Source organism: Thermoanaerobacterium sp. RBIITD (genome assembly GCF_900205865.1).
Taxonomy (GTDB): Bacteria; Bacillota; Thermoanaerobacteria; order Thermoanaerobacterales; family Thermoanaerobacteraceae; genus Thermoanaerobacterium.
In genome coordinates this window covers 1735361-1755166 of record NZ_LT906662.1, presented here as the reverse complement: position 1 = coordinate 1755166, position 19806 = coordinate 1735361, and the positions used below count along the sequence as shown (strand labels likewise).

Here is a 19806-nt window from a genome sequence, read left to right as displayed (position 1 = left end):
CCTTTTAAGTGCCTGTATTCTCCTTTTCCGCTATCTTTAGTTCTGTATCATTTAAGCCACAAAATTCTTCTGCAAACATAGGAAATGCTGCACCTTTATATGTGCACATACCTATTTGATGAAAGTTATCTACAATCTCATTATCTTGTTTAACCAGCTTCCAATATTTGCAGTTTTTGCATTTAAGTTTAGTCCTTGTCAATACGCATTTCATGTCTGCATTAACGATAAGAAACGGTACACTGTCCTTATATTTTTGGCAGAAACCTTTGCCAGAATCTACATTATCAAAATACTTGCAGTCTTTGCAGTACATCTATATCACCAACTTTAAAAAATTTTAACAGGCACAATTAAGTGCCTGTTTTTTTATTATTAACATTTTTAATTTGTTCCTTAAAGGCTTTTCTTCTTTCTTCCCAGCCTTCAGGAAAATAAACATCAAAATGTGCTTTTGTAAAACCTCCAGTAGGGTCATAAGTGTTATTATCTTGCTGTACATTTTGATTACTGCTTATAACTCTGTTTTTCCGTTCCTGTCTATAATTATATATATCTATAAAATGATAACATGCAAAACCTATCAAATATACAAACAAAAGATTTCTGATAAAAATGTGTGTCTGCAAATATGCTGTTGCAGTCTGAATCCAATTAGGTATTTTTGATGGAAGTTGTTCAAAATATGTTCTCATGTCACCTGCAAGTCCTACAAAATTATTTTTCGCTTCTGCTGTATCGCCTACCATAAGCATGAAAGAAATAGATACTATATATATGAACATCAAACCGCCAAAAGCATAAGCAATTATCTTTCCAACTTCCTGTAAAAGACGATTCAATACAAGATAAATAAAAATGAAAGGCATCATTATTTTGCTTAAAAGATCAAGTAATGCATTTAATATTCCCATATTATCACTTCTTTCAAAAATATTTGCTACATATATAGTACATCTAATTATATGTTTTGTCAATATATAGATGTATTATTGTGCATTATATTTTTGTGCATATTTATCTGCAATTGACATTACTTGATCTACATACCACCAAGCATGGTTATAATCCCATATTGCTTTCCTTAAAGCATCATCACTACTCATATCTTGTGCCTTATAACGTCTGTAATTAGAACTTAAATAATTTGCTGCGGTATATATAGCATCTTCAGGTTCAAATACACTTTTTACGCCATCATTATTCCCATCAACAGCAAATGCCTGAAAAGTAGACGGCAAAAACTGCATCATTCCTTCTGCACTTGTATTAAAATCCACTAAATATGGTCCAATAGCATTTGGATTAAAGCTTGATTCTCTATATGCTATCGCTGCTAATACAACCCATGGTATGTTATATTTTGAACCTGCTGCTTTGAATACAGGTAATAATTCTTGTGGTACTTCACCGGGATTAACATTATAAACTTGATGTGGATCGCTTCCAGCGTTTGAATCAAAGCTTACATTATCAGAAAGAAGCCATTCTACATTTTGCTGCTTCGTCATTAAAGACTCTGAAGTTTCTAATAACATTACTCTATTCAGTTCTGTTACATAGTTTACTTCACCGCCACTAAAACTATCAACTCCTGATAAATAACTTGACGGATCAACAGGTTGACCATTTTGACGTATTTCAAAATGTAAATGTGGTCCATTTGACCTTCCTGTGTTTCCTGATAATCCAATTACATCAACTTGCTTAACTTTTTGACCTTCAGAAACCATCACTTTTGATAAATGTCCATATAATGTTATCATTCCACCGCCATGATCTATAGTTACTGAATTACCATACCCATCATTAGACCCAGCTTGTACAACAACACCGTCTGCCACTGCTTTTATCGGCGTTCCTAGCGGTACTCCGAAATCTATTCCTGTATGAAATTCAACGTTATTTTGTTTCATAGGATCATTTCTTGAACCGAAAGGTGATGTTACTTGATAATCGCCATCAAAAGGATATATAATCTGTCCTCCTTTTACTACAGTTTTTTGAAATGGTATATTCTTTGAAGCATATTTTGCAATAACTGCATCTAGTCTAGTCCAGTCAGGTGAAAAATCCATACCAACTCTTTGAAGATATGTCGTAATAATGGTTTGATGAACGTCAGAACTGTCATTCTCTTCTTTTTTATTCATAACCTTATATTGCATTGTATAAACACCTGCATAGGTATTTGCAACTGTAATAAATTTTTGTGGAATCTTTTGTATTGTCTGTGTAGTATGCCATTCACCTTTACTATCTTTAGTGCTAGTTATTGTTTCTATTGTTTCTGTGAAGTCTGTATAAGTAAAAATAGGATTTAATTCTTTTGTTATACTAGAAACCATCTCTTTATTAAGTGTATCATTCCAGTCTGTTGCATATAGCTCTATTGCATAAGGTATTCCATAAGGCAAGAAAAATTGTTTTTCCATTTTGTCAGTTGACAAGATAGGCGGATTTAAAGATGTTTCGATTTCTTGCGCTCTAGCACCATTCTTATTTACTGTACCGTCATCATAAGCTGTACCGAATATCCCCAAAAGCAAAAATACACCTAATAAAATAAGAAAAAAAATACCTGCTATAGCTAAAACATGAGGTTGCAATAAAAAAGCCAATACTTTTTTCTTTGCTTTATTCTTAAAAAGATTTTTAAGTTTTTCTCCCGTATCAATCACCACCCAAAAAAATACGCTGACTTAACAGCGTATTATTGCTTCCATCTGAAATTATCAGGATCATCGGATATATTTTTTATCCATTGATATCCTTTTTGCACACCAGATACTACTGCACCTCCTACTTTTCTTGTTCCTCTTGCAAAACCTTCGCCGACATTACCTCCTATATTTGCAGCTTTTGTACCTAAAGGTGATGCCAATGTTGCACCTATCATTTTACCTGCACCATCATAAGGATGTTCTGAACCAGTGATATTTTTTATTCTGTCTCCAATACCTGCTCTGCTGTAAGGTCTATATCCAGCACTATAAGCTTGTGCTTCTGTAGCAAACGTTGCTGACGGCTGAATGTCTGCATATCCTTCATCATCAGGCATATAATACATCATACCATCATCAGTCTGCACACCTTTTATAAGTCCGTTACCACTCTCATCTACATACTTTCTGTTTGGATCATCTGTAGCATATTTATAGCCTATTGTCTGTGCAGCAAAACTTCCGACAGTACCAATTGCACCTCCTGCTGCACCTGTTGTCACACTTCCAACACCGCTTCCAATTTTAGCAAAGTTATTTATCATACCTGCACCTAAAGGAAGTCCCATGGCTGCACCCGCTATAGTTCCTACTGCATGACCTACAGGACTTAGTTTGCTGCTTATTTTTGATGCAGTACTCAATGCTGTTTTAAAGCCTTGCCCAGGCACATTAACTCTGCTATTATTAGAGGAAGGTATTGAAACAAACGAACTGTTTTCTGATACTGCATGAGCAGGTGAACTATTACCTATCACGCCAGTCATATTTTCTCTATTGCTTTGCACTTTCGGCATGGTCATTAATGCTGATATGCCACTGTCTGAAGGAACTTCTTGCCCTCCATAGATACCACCGCCAGCAGTACCTCCTCCAGTACCTCCTCCAGTACCGTTTCCGCCGTTGCCAGAACCTGCAACACCGCCATTACTGCCACTAACTTTTTCAGGATTAAGTCCTGATTTTTTCTTAAATCCTGCACTTGCTATGCTTGCAATAGAACCTAAACTTGACAATGCACCCATAGCCATTCCTGCATATCCTTCTTCATTAACTCCAAGCCACCTCAAAAAGCCCATAAACAGATTTCTTAAGGCAGCTGTAGTAGGTATTATAGCCACCATGCCAAATATTTGCGCCCACCATGTAGAAAAATCTGATGATATGCCTTTTGAAATAAGTATTGTATATAGGCACAATGCAAGTGCATGTGAAGCCTGCATAAAAGCATTAGAAACAATTTCACTTACTACTATTTCAAGTCCTTGCCTATGTCCTGTTATGCCCCAACCCCACACAGCAATAGGCGTTACAACAAGCATAGCTATTAAAACAAACTTTCTTATTGTGTATAAAAAATTGAAGTACATCATTAAACCTATATAGCCAAATCTTACAATTGCATCAGCTAACACATTTCCTGTATTTATATTGTCAATAAAATCAGTACTGTTAAAACTAAAACTGCCATAAGACTGCATTATGTTTTTAAACAATTCAGTTAAATGTGCATTTGCCATAAATACTAATTGCGAAAGCATAGGCAAAAACCATATAACGGCATAAGCTAAAATTGTCAAATTTATTTTCTCCATTGCATCAGCTCTTTTAGAAGGATTTCCGCTTGCAGCCATAATTCTGTATCCTTCAACAATTACTGATACAACTGCAAGACCTCCAGTTGCTATCTCTATTGCATGATACCAGTACATGGCAAGATTCCATTCATCTGATGTAAAAGGTGCCGTTGTTGTATTAGGTAAATTAAATACCAAATCATTTAATGATTTAAAGCCAAGTGATTTAAAGAGCGTAATTAACCCATTAAAAGGTGCTGCCAAAACCCTGTCAATAAAAGTCACTTCAGCAAAAGCAAAAGTAGGAATAAAGGAAGATACCAATAAAGTAAAAACAAATAATTTAGCTCTGTTCATTCGGATTAGTCGTAATAAACGCTCTCTCATAATCTGACGCCACCACCTTTAACGCTGTCGAATTTCTTCCAGACTTTATTAAAGCGTCACCTATTCCACACGACAGCAAAAATTCTCTTTCTCCTTGCGAAAGATGAAATACTTCCTGTACAGAATCAATATCAGTCGGAGATTGTCTCAAAAGAAGCACAGTAGCTGCATTAGTGAGGACTGCACGTCCTTCATTAGTTGATGAAAATTCTATAAAGCTCTGTGAAGCTAATGTCAATGATGTATTTCTTTTTCTTGCTCTCCTTGCAAGATTTTCAAGAAAGTTCGCAGTATATTTATATTTCATAAACATCCATGCTTCATCAACGATAACTATCTTTCTTGTTTTTATGTCTTGTTTTACAAATCTCTCCCACACCCAATTGGTAACAACAGACAAGGCATATGTTTTTAAAAATTCATCAGTTATAGAAGATACATCGAAAGATATTAATAAACTATCTTTCAAATCAACATTGGACTGTCCGTCAAATAAGCCCATTGTACCACCTTTTAAATAAGGCTTTAATATTTGTGCTATATTTTCTCCACCGCTTTTTGTTTTGAGTCTTTCTACAAATGATGATAATGTCGGCATATTCTTTCTTTTTTGTCCTATATAGTATTTTCCATCAACTTCTTTAAAGGTCTGTTCATACAAGCTTTTTGGATCTTTAGTAATGCCTAATGCCCTGTATTCTTCTAATACACAATCCTCTATAAGTGACAATTCAAATGCACTTATAGGCGTTTTACTAATTTTTTCTACAATTAAACTGATGAGTGATTTAATTTCATTCGTTTTTTGCAAAAGATTAACATATTCAGCACCATCATCATCAATATCAACTTCTATGTCAAACGGATTTATAACATATTTACAGTTAGGTTCAAGATTTATATATACACCACCGACCCTATTTACAACCGACTTATACTCTCCTTCAGGATCAATAAATACCGTTCTCACTCCTAATAACGCACTTCTTAAGGCTATCAATTTCATGGTAAATGATTTTCCTGCACCAGCCTGTGCAAAAACTGCTATATTAGCATTAGTTAAAGTAGGTGGTCCAATGAATGGATCATAAATAACAGGCGAACCTGTAAACAAATTTATTCCTAACGGTATACCCTGCTTATGAGAAAATTCAGGAGAAGCAAAAGGAAACAATGAAATCCCTGCACCAACATTAAAATTCCTTGATGAATCTGCCAGGTAATTTTCTGATATAGGAACTAAACTTTTATAGCCTTGATCCTGCCGAAACATTGCTGAACGTGCTCTGATAGATTTACCTGTCAGTACTTCTTCAAGTGTTTTTGAGCTATGATCCAACTCTTCAAGTGTGTCTGCGTATATTGTCATAACAATAGTTACATAAAACAACTTATCTCTGTTCATCTGAATATTTTCACGAAACATTTCAAGGCTTCCTGATGCTTTCTGCAATATGCCTAACTCTGCTATATTGCCATGTCGTTGGTCTATTATTAACTGTGACTGATACTGTGAAATTTTTTTAGTCAGCTTATTGATAGCTGTTCCATTATTTTCAGGATAAACATGTATTGATATGTTTGCATTTGAAAATAATTTTATATCATCCAGCCAGCCAATTCTGACTGATGCAGGATAATCTGTAAAGTAATATACTCTTATATACTTGTTGTTTATCTTAATATAATCTTTGTCAACAAATATACCATCAGGTGATATTATCTCTTTTATGTCTGTTACATGCTTAAATAAATCATGAAAATTATCTGTTTTTTCTTTTTTCTTGTCTGTTCCATCTTTTACATCATCAGCTTTATTTTTTTTCTTAAACAGGCTGAACTTCAAGTGACACACCTTCTTTCATAAGGCTTAAAGCACCATTCTTTACTAAATCAGAAGCATATACCCTACTCATTGGATTTAAAACTGCATACAATAAGTCCATAAGCTCATTAGTATTTAACAGTCTTGGAGTCAGGTTGCATTTAAGCAATCCTTCAGTTACAATCTGTATTCTCCTTGACATTTCACCTCTTGCTTTTGCATAGTTATTTTCAGTGTCATCATACGTTATTACTAAATAATTTTCATTTATCATAGTGTTTTCAGCATAGTATGACAGAAACCTTTCTAATTCCTGTTCATATATAACCATTGATTCAGGCATCTTGCTTCTATTCGCCTTAAATGATGCTATTGAGTCGCTTAAATTAACATGCTGTGTCAATGATAATATTTGTATTGGAAATGTAATACTTAAAAGCATTGACGCAAAAGCATCTTCTAATGAATTCTGTTCTGTTGGAGAAAGCAAAGCAAAATTTATCGGATCTGAAGTGATTATTGCTCTGTATCTGTTGTTTTTAAGTATAATCAGATTATCCTTTATGTCCTGAATATCTAAAAATTCAACTGTCTTTTTCACTATCTGCACTTCCTTTCCACAGGTATTTCTTTTCGCCTAACGCATAAGACAAAAAATATATTATATACCTATCAATAGTCATTCCATCCTTGTTAAAATTTGCTGCAATAAAACCTAAAACAGCTATTATTGCAGCAATAATTATGGCAAATGTAATATTAAAAATTTTATATGTTTCAATAAAAGCTACCATACCTAAACCTACACCAACTATAAAAATAATAGCTTGTCTTAATGAAAATTTCCCGCCAAATATTTTATCTTCTTTATCAAGTTCCAAAGGCATTGGATAAACACGCACAAAAATCACCTCCTAAAAAGAAGAAAAGGCTGTTAGTGATGACAGCCTTTTCTTAAAATTTAAGCGTTAGGTTTGAAACCTAATGCAACTCCTACAAACCACTTTGCACCAATTGCAACAATTGCACCTAAAATTGCCCATAAAAGTCCTGACATTGCTTCTGCTCTCCTTGAAGGATTAGTTGAACTAGACATTATTTTATAACCATTCCACGCAACGAAACCTATTGCGACAACTGTTGCAACATTTGTCAATGCACTTACAATATTCCAAACAAAATTTTTAATTCCATCCGTCTCAATTTTCGTAGGATCAGAATAAGTATCTGCATATACTTTAGACATCATTACATATGCAAAAACAGGCAAATACAATAATGTCTTTTTAAAAGGCTTTTTAACCTTTTCCAACATATATAGCCACCTCCTTTTACTGAAATAAAGCAGCCATTGACTTTATAAAACCAACAATTACAGGTATTGAAAAATACACGAGCATACCAAATCCAGCACCAAAAAATCCGCCCATGCCCATTTTTCTCAAATGTGATGAATGAAACAAAGCACCGATCATGAAAATTATCAGTGACACTAACATTAAAAACATTGCAAGCGGTGCTAATATACCTGACAGTGCATTGTAGAGCATCATAATTGCATGAGTTATTACATCAGCAAACTGTTGCGGAGACACAGACTTGATATTTGTAACGCTGGAATTAGTCGTGCTTGTTATTAAATTGCTGCTGTTCATGCCACCACCTTCTTTTTTAAGCTTTTCAGGAAGGTTGTTCTTTCGCATTAGCAGTCCTGATTTAATGCCTAAAAACTCACCTCCTTGCAGGCATAAAAAAAGCAGGCATTAAGCCTGTTTTAAAATATCCTAAAAAATTTTTATAATAACATTTCCAATCTAACTTTAAGTCCTATCAAAGTACCTATTTTTATCATATTATTAGCTTGTGCATAAATATCATATGGTATCTTCGCAGGATGTTCATTAGGAAGATTTGCAAATATTTCATCTATTTGTTGTGAATTTAAAAGAGAATAGACACTTGTCAAGTTTCTTTTTTCTTTTGGATATTTCGCCATTACATATAAAGCAAGTGCCTTTAATAAGTTTTGTTCTGCCCTATCCCAAAAGGGATCACTTTTTATTTTTGATTTTCTTAATATTTCTTCAGAAAAATTTTGTATATTTGCAATATCTTCTTTAATGTTTTCCATATATTTCATCTCCTTTCGATTTTATAAAAAAAGCAGGCATTTAAGCCTGTTTTACAAGTTTCTGATACCTCTCTATGTTTCTTTTTATGAGAGAAACATCATTTTCTCTTTCCAAATTATACTTGTACATATCTTCGTACATCTTAAGCATCACTGCTGGATCATCAACATATCCAAAACATTCCCGTCCATCTCTCCATTGAAATACAGGTGACACAAAAACTGTACATTGTCCTTTTTCTGCCTTAAAGCAGCCTTCACATTTTTCACGCAACATGCTAAAAACCTCCTTTAAAAAAATTTTTTAGGTATAAAAAAAACAAGCATTTAAGCCTGCTTACAAATTTTTTGCAATGAAAAATAAGGACTTGACGTCCTCCCCCACTTATAGAAGTGGAGGATTCCCTGTGCGTACTTCAAAGAAAGATACGCCCAGAGTGGTTGTGTTCTGCATCAGAGCAAACATTTCTGCTGCTTATCATCTGCTCACACGTTAGGCTGCGTCAATTCAGCCCACCTCTCATGGTTCGTTACCCACCCATAAGAGCAACTGCACTGTTACCATGCAGTCAAGAAGCTATTCCACTTATCGCTTCCGCTATATTCCTCGCTGCATTAGCATCTATATGTCTTATACTTCCGCAGGAAGGACACTCGAACATTCTGCCTTTTGGTCTTGACGTGAATTTATGACCACATACACTGCATATCATGCTTGTATTGTCTTTATTCACATATTCCACTTCTATTCCTGTAAGTGTCGCTTTATATTCTATGAATTCCTGCAACTGATAGAAAGACCAACTTTGCAGGCTTCTTCCACTATCCTGTTTCTGTTTCTTCCTCTGTTTCATTTCCCATCTTGCACCTGTCAAATCTTCCATTCTTATTTTTGCTACTCCTTGCTCTTTTGCAAATTCTATTACTGCTCTGCTGATCTTATGGTTAATATCAGTTGCAATTCTATGTTCTTTGTCTCCTAATTCTTTCAGTTTCTTATACGCTCTCGCCTTCATAAGCCTACTCCGTAGACTCTTGAAGTGTCTGCGCATATATGCAAGTTTTCCTCCAGAAAAGAATAGTGTCTGTCCTTCAGTCTCTGCAACAAGTATGTCTATCAGTCCCAAATCTATGCCCATTATCTTTTCTTTCTCTTTTTTCTTTTCTTCAATGTATACTTCAAAGCTTAAATGTATATACCATCTGCCACGTCTTTTCACTAACATTGCAGTGCCTTGCTTCACTTCACCATTAATCAGTTTCTCAAGACAGTCATTCTGTCTTTCGCTTGTTTCAATCGGAACGCCTATTCTTTTCTCCAATGTCGGAAATGACACTTTCCAGTTGCCATCTTCTTTTTCTACTTTAAAATTCTGATTGTTGAAGTTACACCACAATCTTTTGAAATATTTCGGATCTTTCTTGCCGTTAATATCTCGTATTGCCTGTGTTAATACTGCTGACGGCAGAGGTTCAGAATATTGTTTTGCCTGTTTTGATGTTTTAGGTCTGTCTTTCTTCTCCAGTGAGATATACTTATTTGCAAAGGCTGTTACCCTGTCAGTCATCAACTGATACATCTTCTCTTTTTCATGCGTAGGTCTATACAGTTTCAGTTTTATCGTTATTGTTTGTGTCATCACTCTCACCTCCTTTTTTCGCACAAAAAAAAAAGGAGAGACCGCTTTTACGATCTCTCCTTTGCCGATTCATCTCCTACCTACAGAGGTAGGAGTATTCTCGACTATTGTTGATAAATAATACACCTAGAAAACATCCAACAAACAAACCCATCACAAAACCTAACAACAAAATCCATCACTCCTTTTTATCAACAGAAAAAGGTATGCGCATACCTTGTAATAACTTCCAATTTCAAATATCGTGTCCTCGTAAAGTGGATACAAACCCGCATATTTTTAATACATGTCCTTGTATCACGTACATTATAGTTCCTGCCAATACTCTTTTAATTTCTGGCAAGTCTTCTCATGTCTTAACTTTTTCAAAGCTTTTATTTCTATTTGTCTTATCCGCTCTCTTGTCAATCCAAGCATATTTCCTATCTGTTCCAAAGTCATAGGATCAGTACCAATTCCAAAGCGCAATTCTAATACAAGACGTTCCCTTTCAGGCAGTATATCAAGTACCTTATCAATTTCCTGTTTAAGCTGCTCATTTATCGTTTCATTTTCTATGTCAACTTCTTCGTCTACCAAAAAATCAATAAGTTCTGTATCACATTTTTCATCATCCATATACTGATTCAAGCTAATAACACTTTCAGCAAGCTTTAAATACTTTCCAACAATATTCTCATCAAGTTTCATTTCACCAGCAATTTCCTTCACAGTAGGTTTTTCACCATTTTTCTGTTCAAGATCATACATAGTTGACAATACTTTATTTATTTTTTCTTGGATGTGAATAGGAAGTCTGACGCTTTTAGATGTATTTTTCATATAACGCTGTATTCTTTGCCTTATATACCACACTGAATATGTAGAAAACTTATATCCTCTTGTATAATCATATTTATCTATCGCTATAATTAAGCCTATTAAGCCTTCTTGAACAAGATCATCAATCTCAAATCCAGGTTTTGATAGTTTGCTTGCCATCTTCCATACAAGTCTCATATTATGTTCTACCAATATATCTTTTGCTGTACTATCACCATTTCGTAATCTTTTAAAAAGTTCAACTTCTTCTTTACGTGTCAAGACTTTATTCATACTTTTTTCTCCCTCCATAACAAGCTTTATATACACATGAAAAAAGACAGGTTTTTAAGCCTGTCAAAATACAACAAATGAATTTATTTGAAAAATATCATTCTTTAAATTAATACCAGAAAACTCTTTAACATTTTGTCCTTTAATCAAAATATCAAAATCAGAACATTGTTTATACAAATCAACATTAAAAACTTCCTTATCAACTAACATTATTTTATATCTATCTTGAATCAAATCCTTTTTAGGTACATCAAAAGTAAAAATAGCATACGGATGTACTCTTGAACTCGATCTCAAATCAAAAAATTGTTTTTCTCTGTACCACAACAGCACAAACGGCTCTGCCAATTTTGTTTCCAATACGTCATCTAATATACGAGGATTTTTTATTCTTATTTTTTCGCTGCAAAAGCAAAAATAATTTCCTTTGCACGTAACTACTGGAATATTCTGAATCTGCTCTTTCACTTCTTTCATCAATTTATCAATTTTATTTTCTTTCGTCAGTACCAATACGCCATATCGTACTACATCAAATGCTAATTTAATTTTCTTATTATTGAGAATGATTGCAAATTCTTGTTGCAACAACTTTTCTTGTTCTTCTTCATTCATTAACTCATAGCTTTTCATGTCTTTTCATCTCCTAAACTAAAATAAGAGCCTCATTATATTTTCTATCAAAGTCTGTATTAAATTTAACTTTAACTTTAAATCCGTCAAATTCATATTCAGCATTCCAACTCGTTTCCAATACATTTTCAACATTTTCAACATCAGAAATAACTACAGGAAACTTTAAAGCTTGCCATCTTCTGTATTCATCTACAGTTGAAACAATGAATAAAGGTCTCATTTTGTCTGAATACAGTTTAACAAACAAATCATTGTCATCAAACGAAACTATTTCAGCATCATTGTTTTGTTTATGTATTTCATTCCTCATGTTTTCTACGTCATTAGTCAGTACCAAAATACCTTGTTTTGCAATATCTGCTTTTAAAATCAGTTTAACATCTTTTAACTTTAATGATATTTTCTCCATACCTTCTTCTCCTTTCACGCACTTTTTACGAACTCCACAAACTCATTGACGTTCATGTTAAGCTTTTTACCAAGCATCTTGCAAGCCTTATCAGTTATTGATTGCCTGCTATATTCCTCAAAATCATCATGTTTAACAATATACAATCCATTAGACTTCCAAAAAGCAAAAATTATAAAAGCCTTTCCTCCAGCTTTCTCAAAATCTGACAGAAAAGCTTTTTCTTTGCCTGAAAAGTGTGTTTCAGAAAACTGTATCCTGTCCGATACTGTTTCTTTGCACTCTATTGCAACAGGTATGCCTTTTACAACGCCTAAAAAATCAACAGGCGCACCTTTTTTAGGAAATGTCCTGTTGCCATACGTTACCCATAGTACATTCTGCTTAAGCAAGACTCCTTGTCCAAGTATCCTTAACTGTGTTCCTATGTTTTCGATTAATTCTTCCAATGCACCGCCTTTTTGCATCTTATTTTCCTCCAATCTTATCAACATATAACACATAGTCTTTATACATTACCACTTTAGCAGTTTCGCCTTCTTTCAGGTCACTCAACGCTTCAACAAAAAACGGTATGTCATCAATAACAATTGGCATACGTTCAGACTTATGTATATTAAAAGGTATCTCTATGTCCTTGTTGACAAATTTCTTCGCTTTTAAATCAAAAGTAAATTCAAACACAAAGCCTAAAACAAAATAAGATACAAAAAAACCTAACGCAAGTAACTGCAACTGCACCACAACAGGCTTATTAACAGCAAAACAAGCTAATACAATACCCAAAATCGCAGGTCTAATATATTCCGAATACATGCCAAATGTTTTCTCATCAAAAAACAACAAAGCAAAAATCAAAATCAAATAATCAACCAACAAGCGTTCCTCCTTCCATTATGTTTTTAAGTCTCTCCATACATATATTCCAACTTTCCAAATCTTTTTCAAAGCCATAACAGTCCATACCCAATTCATTTGCAGCTAACGCAGTAGTTCCGCTGCCGATGAACGGATCAAGGACACTGCTGCAATCCTTAAACATCTTTAATACTGAAATATACAGAAAAAGCGGATCTTGATATTTATGAATTTTATCTTTGTTTTTGATAGGTGCAATTCCAAATGTATCTGTGTAGATATATTTATTGACTTTATACTTGTCAGTTTTTTGATATACAAAGACAGGATTGTATCTGTAGGCAGGTGCTATAATACCTTTACCCCATATCAAAGTACGTTTTGGTGGCCAACGCTTAATTATCTCATTCATTTTTGTAGAGCTATGTATAATGATTACTGCTTTAGATGCTATCCTGTACATTTCGTTAAAGGCTTCTTCGTAAAATCTCCAATAATCGCCTTCTACATTTTCATCTTTAAAAGGCGGACTTGTGAATATTAAGTCAACAGAATTATCCTCAAACATTTTTGAGCCTTTTAAAAAGTCCATTTGATATATGTTAACCATACTTTAACACGTCCTTTTTTAAGTTTTTACATACAAAAAAAAGACTGCTTTTTGCAGTCTCATCAGTCTCACTATCACACTATTTCAGGCTTTTCATCAAGCACTTTAAAACTCACATAATTGCCGTTTATATAAGGTCTCACAACAAGCTTTATTTTATTGCCTGCTTTATAAGTTTCATTTACAAACACATTAAATTCGTTATTAATGTTTATCATACGCCATTTTACAGTTTCCTTAATGTCCGTAACAGTTCCATCAATCAGAAATGCAGGTTCAGGATTTTTGTATCCAAAAGGCTCAAAATTATCAAAGCTTTGCAATTCTTCTAAAGCAGGCTTTTTTAAAAGTACGCCATCAAGCAAGTTAATTTCCTGCTTTATCGGATTTTCTTCAACATACTTATTCAAAGCCTCCTGAAGCCTTTTGGCATCTCTTATATTAAAGGAAACTCCGCAAGCTGCCTTATGTCCGCCATACACTACATCAAGATGTTTTGACGCATATTCAAAAGCCTGCAACAAATCAAACTCACCGTATGTTCTTACTGAAGCTGTTACCTGTTCGTATTGTAATGTGCCTATTAATACAGGCTTCTGATACATTTCTGCAACACGTCCAGCGACAAGTCCTATTATGCCTTTAGGACAATTCTTAAATATGTACATCAAAAATTTGTTGTCATTGTCCTTAATGTTCTCAATATATTCTTTAACAAGTTTTAATCGTTCCTGATTAAATTCTTCAATTTTTTCAACACCAGTACCATGTAAAAGCAAATTTAACCCTAATACAGGACTTTTTAAACGTCCGCAAGCGTTAATCCGAGGTGCTATTACCCAGCCTAAATCAAATCCATTGACTTCTTCAGGCTTTCTGTCTGCTATCCTCAAAATTTCTTTAATGCCATTTATAGGGCTCTTTCTTATATATTCAAGTCCTTTACGTGCAATATACCAGTTGTTTGAATCCAAAGGCACTATATCCGCAACAGTAGCAAGTCCTGCCAACTCAATCATATCAACCGTAACAGGTACATCTTTTGCCTTTAACAACTCTCTTGCAATCAAAAATGCTATGCCTGCACCTGCATAGTCTTTATATGCATCATGATAAAGTTTTGGATCGAATATTTTATATGCTTTTGGCAGTACACTTTTAGGTTCGTGATGATCTGTTACTATCAATTTAACGCCAAGCTTTTCTGCTTCTTCTGCTGCATCAAAGGCTGTTATACCGTTATCTACTGTTATAATGGTATCAAAGCCTTTCTGTTTAAGTTCATGAATATGTTCTGGCTTTAATCCGTAGCCTTCTGAACGCTCTGGAAGGCGTATTATATTTTTTATACCAAGCCTGTCTAAAGCCTTTTTCAGTATTAAAGATGAACATATACCATCTACGTCATAGTCACCGAATATTGCGACCTTATCAAAGCTTAATATTGCCTGTACTAAATCATTAATAGGCATGTTATTAGGCTGTACTGGATACGTCCTATTAAGTTCTACTTTTGTATTGAAATTATACTGCCAAAGCATATATTTATCATCTCCTATTATTTGCTCTCAGTACTTTTTAACGCATGTGTAAAAGAATCCAAAGCCAGCAAAAAATATATTAATTCTATAGCTATTTTTGTTGGTCTATATTGTCCTAAAACAATTTCTACAAGAAGAAAAGACCAACAAAAGGTAAGAAAAAAATATGTCAATGTATCTATTTTTCTATCTTTCAGATACTTAATTACATTACGCATAACAACATCCTTTCTACCGATATTTACATTTCATCAACTGTGAAAAACAATTATGTTACAATTAATGCAGAAAGTTAATTTTTGCAAAACCGCACAAAACGTCTGATTTAGAAACTGTTGTGCGATATTTTGGCAGTTGGATCAAATAGAAATGTTCGTATTCTTTTATCGCTACTTAGCAGAAGACTCCTACCTCTATAGGTAGGAGATGAATGCTTATACTGCACAAAGTCCTTTTCTAAACATGTATGGTTTGATTAATTCAGTTTTAACAGGTTTAGATATCCCGTGAAGTTTAATATAGCTACCTTTGTTTTGAACACCTTTGACTATATATTTGTTGTTCTCAAATATAACAATATCTTTCGGTTGATAGAAATATCTTTGTTTCCTAGTACTCCTTCTGCCTTTGGATATCTTTTGTTCCCTGTATTTGTGCAAATTTTCTGTATTATAGTTTTTGTTTCGTGTTCTTCTGCCATTGAAAAGTTCCTGCCCTGTCTTGATTTTTTTGTCTCTTGCATCAACGTATTTTGCATCATAGAATTTCTCCAGTGATCTGTTATTTCTTCTAATCTGTTCAAAGAAAACAGGCATTACTCTTTCTTGATTACTTCCTCTTGCTATTACAAAAGCGTCATTATAATGTGTTTTTTTAAGTTTTAATTCTTCTCTTTTAGCATTAGTAACATAGCCAAAGGTATATTTGCATTTAAGCGTATCAACTAATTTCCATCTCACTGTTGTCATAAAAGTTTCTGCTTTGAAACTTTTTAATTTAGGCTGCCACTTATATAAAAATCCTGTTTTCTTATGATTTTTAGGTACATGGCATTTACTGCATAATGTTATCAAATTAGAAGGTCTATTGCTATAATCATTTTTCCAATAGCCTATATGATGTACTTGAAGTTTTTTCTTTTTTGACTTGTTCTGGCAGTTAGGATTTTGACATTCGTAATTGTCTCTATACATTACGTATTCTCTTACATTCCAAAATCCTTTCTGTTTGCCTTCTTGATATTCACTGCCTTTAATATCTGGATTCTTGATTTTTTGTATATCAAATTTCGCTACTTCTATAATTACTTCAGTTATAGGAAGTATCTTTTTTATGAAATCAACAAATCTTATATGACTGTCAAATTTATGCTGTATTGAAGGAGGAAGCCAGCCTTCGTCCTTTTTTCTATTGTCAAAGCGAGGCGGCCTATAACGAAGTCTGTTCCTTCTTTGCCTTCTGTACATTCTTCTTTCTTTAAGTCTTTCAGACATACTTTTAAGCAATTCAACTTCTCCAGAAATAAGTTCTTCTTTTTCTGTTACTGCTGAAAATCCTATATGATCATATCCGCTATCTATTCCTAATGTTACAGGTTGTGTGTATTTTGTCGTGTCATACAGCAATTGTATTGTAAAAGGTTTAGTTCTTATGACTTTAGCCTTTCCGTCTTTAAGCAGATGTCTTGCTTTTCCATGCCTTTTTGTCGGCATCAAAGGTTTGCCTTCTTTTGAAATGACATATACCACTTTAAAATCTCCTTTCGGAAATAACTCGCCTTTCGGCGTAAGTCCACATCGCCAATGTTATGCAAGGTTTTCAGCAGCAGCACTTCTCCTACCCCTTCAGAGATGTTTAACCACTGCACGCAGAGCACAGGACTTGTGGAGTATCCTATGGTGCCTATATCATTCTTGCATAACGTAGCCACTTTTGTGACTCAGGCTAATCAACCAAGGCTTTCTTTCAAGCCTCCGCTTCTATAAGCGGGGGTAGTTGACTTAAAAAAGGCATCATTTAAATTCCTCCTTTACACACATTAACGTATACCTACATACGTTGCTATAATTCCAACACTACATATAAACACCACGCCCAAAAGAACTATTATCAAAAATCCTAATTGTTCACCAAGAATTTCACCACGTGTCACAACAGCAAAGCCAGTAACAAAAATCAAAGCAAAAACTGAAAGCAATAATAATGTTATTAAAGACATCCAAAATTCCTCCTTTTTACACTTAATTTTTTAACTATACATTAAACTGTATTCTTCAATCTGTCCTTCAAACCTGTATAACGCTTTGAACTGTCAATTGTACGCACCGCAATGCTTACCGCCTGTTTACTTCCAAATATCTTGACGACTCTTTTTGCTCTCGTAACACCTGTATAAATTAAATTACGTTTCAACATGATGTAATGACTGGTTGTTATAGGCATTATAACAGTGTCATACTCACTGCCTTGACTCTTATGGACAGTAATAGCATAGGCTAACATTATGTCTTTCAGTTCTTCCTCAATAAGTTCAATATTACGTCCATCAAAGTCAACTTCGACACGCCTGACACCGTCATCATCTACATAAGCACGTTTTATATATCCTGTATCTCCGTTAAAAATCTCTTTTTCATAGTTATTTGAAGTCTGCATTACTTTGTCTCCAACTCTAAATAGTTTTTCGCCATACCTTATTTCTTCCTTACTAGGACATGCTGGATTTACAACTTCCTGCACTAATCTGTTTAGTTCCAATGAACCTATATCAGTCTTTTTCATAGGCGTTAGGATCTGTACATCATCAAGTGATTTACCGCTTTTAATTTCTTTCACAAACTCTTTGACAATTTGTTCAGGACTTATTAAGTCATAAAAAATGAAGTCTTTGTTGTTAAATTCAGGCATTTTGCCTTCGTTAATAAGTTTTGAATTAGTTATTATTGAGGACATTTCTTTCTGCCTGAATATTACATCAAGCTTCGTCACAGGTACTTTTTCAGACTCTATTATGTCTTTTAAAATGTTGCCTGCACCTACAGATGGCAGCTGGTCCACATCTCCGACAAGAATTAATTTTGTATTATCTCTTAAGGCTTTTAGAAAGTGGTACATAAGATCGTTGTCTATCATAGAAGTTTCATCAATTATCACCGCATCAACATCAAGAGGATTTTGCTCATTGCGGTCAAATCTAACATGTTTCATTTTTTCATCAAATTTGCACTCTAATAGCCTATGAATTGTTTTTGCTTCTTCTCCAGTGGTTTCTTCAAGCCTTTTAGCTGCTTTGCCTGTCGGAGAAGCAAGGGCAAAACTTTGATGATTAAACTTTAATATTGATATTATTGCTTTGATAATGCTTGTTTTGCCTGTTCCAGGTGAACCTGTTATAACTGATATATTGCTGTTTAATGACTTCTTTATAGCTTCTATCTGTTTGTCCGCATATTTAATATTATTTTTAAATTCAACTTCTTGAATCAACCTATCAACATTCCTAACTTCCTTTACATTTGTATTTAACATTCTTAAAAGTTTTTCAGCTATAAAGGTTTCTTCAGCATAATTAAAAGCTAAATATACATTTCCGTTGTCATCATATACGTCCTTAATATGGTTTAGATATTGTGCCTGTTCAAAAACCTTCATATAGCTTATTCCAAGCAGTTTTGACGCTGTATTGCAAAGCGTCGTTATAGGCAAATATAAATGTCCTTGTATACCTGCCTGATACAAGCAATATTTCAAGCCTGACTGGATTCTATAAACATTATCATGCTCTATTCCAACCTTTTTGGCAATTTCATCGGCTTTTATAAAGCCTATGCCTGAAATATCTTCAGCTACTTTATATGGATTCTGTTTTATCATGTTTAATGTGTTTTCTTTATATTTGTCGTAAGCTTTTTTAATAGTATTTAGCGACAAGCCTAATGGAAGAAGTGATAATTTGACCTTATTGAACTCTTTGTTGTCAATTATTTCTTTATATATCCGCTCTATAGTGCTTTCTGGTATACCTATTTCCTTAAGTCTTGCAGGTTCTTTTTCGATTATTTCAATTGAATCTCTGCCAAACGTATCGGCTATTTTCTTTGCACGTTTCGGTCCTATTCCTTTTATATTCTGCAAAAATATCTCAACATCTGTACTTGTAATATTTTCAGGTATTTCTGTCTGTATTACTTTGAATTGCCTGCCATATTTTTTATGTACTACCCAATCGCCGTGCAGGTTCATCTTCTGTCCTTTACGGCAGCGTTGATTGAGTGTTGCAATAAACCTGTTATTTGACGTTTTTACAGACGCTACTGTGAAGTTATCTGCTTCATAAATTATTCTGTCGATCACTGCATTGGCAATTTCCAT

23 protein-coding genes are annotated in these 19806 nt (G+C 34.0%); all 23 read right to left on the bottom strand.

All coding sequences use genetic code 11. The annotated features are described in order from the left end of the window. Positions 1–4: 4 nt before the first annotated feature. The 23 genes from CPG45_RS08295 to recD2 all read right to left on the bottom strand — a co-directional run bounded on the left by CPG45_RS08295 (position 5) and on the right by recD2 (position 19806). The gene (locus tag CPG45_RS08295) at positions 5–316 is read right to left on the bottom strand and encodes a hypothetical protein (protein ID WP_096231464.1); all 312 of its coding nucleotides are present in this window, start codon (positions 314–316) and stop codon (positions 5–7) included. A gap of 37 nt (positions 317–353) precedes the next feature. Then, the gene (locus CPG45_RS08290) at positions 354–914 is read right to left on the bottom strand and encodes a hypothetical protein (RefSeq protein ID WP_096231463.1); all 561 of its coding nucleotides are present in this window, start codon (positions 912–914) and stop codon (positions 354–356) included. Between the two features lie 75 nt (positions 915–989). After that, complete coding sequence (locus CPG45_RS08285) at positions 990–2681, bottom strand: M23 family metallopeptidase (protein ID WP_096231462.1); 1692 nt, start codon at positions 2679–2681, stop codon at positions 990–992. A 32-nt stretch (positions 2682–2713) separates the two neighbouring features. Then, the gene (locus CPG45_RS08280) at positions 2714–4687 is read right to left on the bottom strand and encodes a sunset domain-containing protein (RefSeq protein ID WP_157732358.1); all 1974 of its coding nucleotides are present in this window, start codon (positions 4685–4687) and stop codon (positions 2714–2716) included. Beyond that, positions 4644–6542, bottom strand: coding sequence for a VirB4 family type IV secretion system protein (locus tag CPG45_RS08275; RefSeq protein ID WP_231968666.1), 1899 nt, complete (start codon positions 6540–6542; stop codon positions 4644–4646). Before CPG45_RS08275 ends, CPG45_RS08280 begins: the two co-directional genes overlap by 44 nt. Continuing rightward, positions 6514–7113: a TraC-like domain-containing protein gene (locus CPG45_RS08270; protein WP_096231459.1), complete on the bottom strand. Its 600-nt coding sequence runs from the start codon at positions 7111–7113 to the stop codon at positions 6514–6516. The genes CPG45_RS08275 and CPG45_RS08270 overlap by 29 nt, the downstream gene beginning before the upstream one ends. Continuing rightward, positions 7097–7414, bottom strand: a complete 318-nt coding sequence (locus CPG45_RS08265) for a PrgI family protein (RefSeq protein WP_096231458.1) — start codon at positions 7412–7414, stop codon at positions 7097–7099. Before CPG45_RS08265 ends, CPG45_RS08270 begins: the two co-directional genes overlap by 17 nt. A 59-nt stretch (positions 7415–7473) precedes the next feature. Then, positions 7474–7827, bottom strand: coding sequence for a pilin (locus CPG45_RS08260; RefSeq protein WP_096231457.1), 354 nt, complete (start codon positions 7825–7827; stop codon positions 7474–7476). 16 nt (positions 7828–7843) lie between these two features. Continuing rightward, positions 7844–8215: a hypothetical protein gene (locus tag CPG45_RS08255; RefSeq protein ID WP_096231456.1), complete on the bottom strand. Its 372-nt coding sequence runs from the start codon at positions 8213–8215 to the stop codon at positions 7844–7846. Between the two features lie 92 nt (positions 8216–8307). Further along, positions 8308–8643, bottom strand: coding sequence for a hypothetical protein (locus tag CPG45_RS08250; RefSeq protein ID WP_096231455.1), 336 nt, complete (start codon positions 8641–8643; stop codon positions 8308–8310). Positions 8644–8683: 40 nt separating this feature from the next. Beyond that, positions 8684–8920 carry a hypothetical protein gene (locus CPG45_RS08245; RefSeq protein WP_096231454.1) on the bottom strand — a complete coding sequence of 79 codons (237 nt, stop codon included), beginning with the start codon at positions 8918–8920 and terminating at the stop codon, positions 8684–8686. A gap of 292 nt (positions 8921–9212) precedes the next feature. Beyond that, a complete protein-coding gene (locus CPG45_RS08240) occupies positions 9213–10283 on the bottom strand; it encodes an RNA-guided endonuclease InsQ/TnpB family protein (protein WP_096231453.1) in 1071 nt (356 codons plus the stop codon). 306 nt (positions 10284–10589) lie between these two features. Next, positions 10590–11378, bottom strand: coding sequence for a sigma-70 family RNA polymerase sigma factor (locus tag CPG45_RS08235; RefSeq protein ID WP_157732357.1), 789 nt, complete (start codon positions 11376–11378; stop codon positions 10590–10592). A 63-nt stretch (positions 11379–11441) separates the two neighbouring features. Beyond that, a complete protein-coding gene (locus tag CPG45_RS08230; protein WP_096231451.1) occupies positions 11442–12014 on the bottom strand; it encodes a hypothetical protein in 573 nt (190 codons plus the stop codon). A 13-nt stretch (positions 12015–12027) separates the two neighbouring features. Continuing rightward, positions 12028–12426 (bottom strand): hypothetical protein, encoded by a 399-nt coding sequence (locus CPG45_RS08225; RefSeq protein WP_157732356.1) that lies wholly within the window; start codon positions 12424–12426, stop codon positions 12028–12030. 14 nt (positions 12427–12440) lie between these two features. Beyond that, complete coding sequence (locus CPG45_RS08220; protein ID WP_157732355.1) at positions 12441–12893, bottom strand: Holliday junction resolvase RecU; 453 nt, start codon at positions 12891–12893, stop codon at positions 12441–12443. Position 12894: 1 nt separating this feature from the next. Then, complete coding sequence (locus tag CPG45_RS08215; protein ID WP_096231448.1) at positions 12895–13302, bottom strand: hypothetical protein; 408 nt, start codon at positions 13300–13302, stop codon at positions 12895–12897. Then, positions 13295–13894, bottom strand: coding sequence for a DNA methyltransferase (locus CPG45_RS08210; RefSeq protein ID WP_096231447.1), 600 nt, complete (start codon positions 13892–13894; stop codon positions 13295–13297). The genes CPG45_RS08215 and CPG45_RS08210 overlap by 8 nt, the downstream gene beginning before the upstream one ends. A gap of 74 nt (positions 13895–13968) precedes the next feature. After that, positions 13969–15435, bottom strand: a complete 1467-nt coding sequence (locus CPG45_RS08205) for a DHH family phosphoesterase (protein ID WP_096231446.1) — start codon at positions 15433–15435, stop codon at positions 13969–13971. 17 nt (positions 15436–15452) lie between these two features. Next, entirely contained in the window at positions 15453–15653 is a 201-nt protein-coding gene (locus CPG45_RS08200; protein ID WP_096231445.1) for a hypothetical protein, read from the bottom strand. Positions 15654–15869: 216 nt separating this feature from the next. Beyond that, positions 15870–17183: an RNA-guided endonuclease IscB gene (iscB, locus tag CPG45_RS08195; RefSeq protein ID WP_096231444.1), complete on the bottom strand. Its 1314-nt coding sequence runs from the start codon at positions 17181–17183 to the stop codon at positions 15870–15872. 290 nt (positions 17184–17473) lie between these two features. Further along, positions 17474–17653, bottom strand: a complete 180-nt coding sequence (locus CPG45_RS08190) for a hypothetical protein (RefSeq protein WP_096231443.1) — start codon at positions 17651–17653, stop codon at positions 17474–17476. 41 nt (positions 17654–17694) lie between these two features. Beyond that, positions 17695–19806, bottom strand: a complete 2112-nt coding sequence (gene recD2 / locus CPG45_RS08185) for an SF1B family DNA helicase RecD2 (protein ID WP_096231442.1) — start codon at positions 19804–19806, stop codon at positions 17695–17697.

Coding starts and splice junctions, on each gene's coding strand:
- CPG45_RS08295 (WP_096231464.1), bottom strand. CDS start 316: ATGTACTGCAAAGACTGCAAGTATTTTGATAATGTAGATTCTGGCAAA.
- CPG45_RS08290 (WP_096231463.1), bottom strand. CDS start 914: ATGGGAATATTAAATGCATTACTTGATCTTTTAAGCAAAATAATGATG.
- CPG45_RS08280 (WP_157732358.1), bottom strand. CDS start 4,687: ATGAGAGAGCGTTTATTACGACTAATCCGAATGAACAGAGCTAAATTA.
- CPG45_RS08260 (WP_096231457.1), bottom strand. CDS start 7,827: ATGTTGGAAAAGGTTAAAAAGCCTTTTAAAAAGACATTATTGTATTTG.
- CPG45_RS08255 (WP_096231456.1), bottom strand. CDS start 8,215: ATGCGAAAGAACAACCTTCCTGAAAAGCTTAAAAAAGAAGGTGGTGGC.
- CPG45_RS08250 (WP_096231455.1), bottom strand. CDS start 8,643: ATGGAAAACATTAAAGAAGATATTGCAAATATACAAAATTTTTCTGAA.
- CPG45_RS08245 (WP_096231454.1), bottom strand. CDS start 8,920: ATGTTGCGTGAAAAATGTGAAGGCTGCTTTAAGGCAGAAAAAGGACAA.
- CPG45_RS08240 (WP_096231453.1), bottom strand. CDS start 10,283: ATGACACAAACAATAACGATAAAACTGAAACTGTATAGACCTACGCAT.
- CPG45_RS08235 (WP_157732357.1), bottom strand. CDS start 11,378: ATGAATAAAGTCTTGACACGTAAAGAAGAAGTTGAACTTTTTAAAAGA.
- CPG45_RS08230 (WP_096231451.1), bottom strand. CDS start 12,014: ATGAAAAGCTATGAGTTAATGAATGAAGAAGAACAAGAAAAGTTGTTG.
- CPG45_RS08225 (WP_157732356.1), bottom strand. CDS start 12,426: ATGGAGAAAATATCATTAAAGTTAAAAGATGTTAAACTGATTTTAAAA.
- CPG45_RS08220 (WP_157732355.1), bottom strand. CDS start 12,893: ATGCAAAAAGGCGGTGCATTGGAAGAATTAATCGAAAACATAGGAACA.
- CPG45_RS08210 (WP_096231447.1), bottom strand. CDS start 13,894: ATGGTTAACATATATCAAATGGACTTTTTAAAAGGCTCAAAAATGTTT.
- CPG45_RS08205 (WP_096231446.1), bottom strand. CDS start 15,435: ATGCTTTGGCAGTATAATTTCAATACAAAAGTAGAACTTAATAGGACG.
- CPG45_RS08200 (WP_096231445.1), bottom strand. CDS start 15,653: ATGCGTAATGTAATTAAGTATCTGAAAGATAGAAAAATAGATACATTG.
- CPG45_RS08190 (WP_096231443.1), bottom strand. CDS start 17,653: ATGTCTTTAATAACATTATTATTGCTTTCAGTTTTTGCTTTGATTTTT.
- recD2 (WP_096231442.1), bottom strand. CDS start 19,806: ATGGAAATTGCCAATGCAGTGATCGACAGAATAATTTATGAAGCAGAT.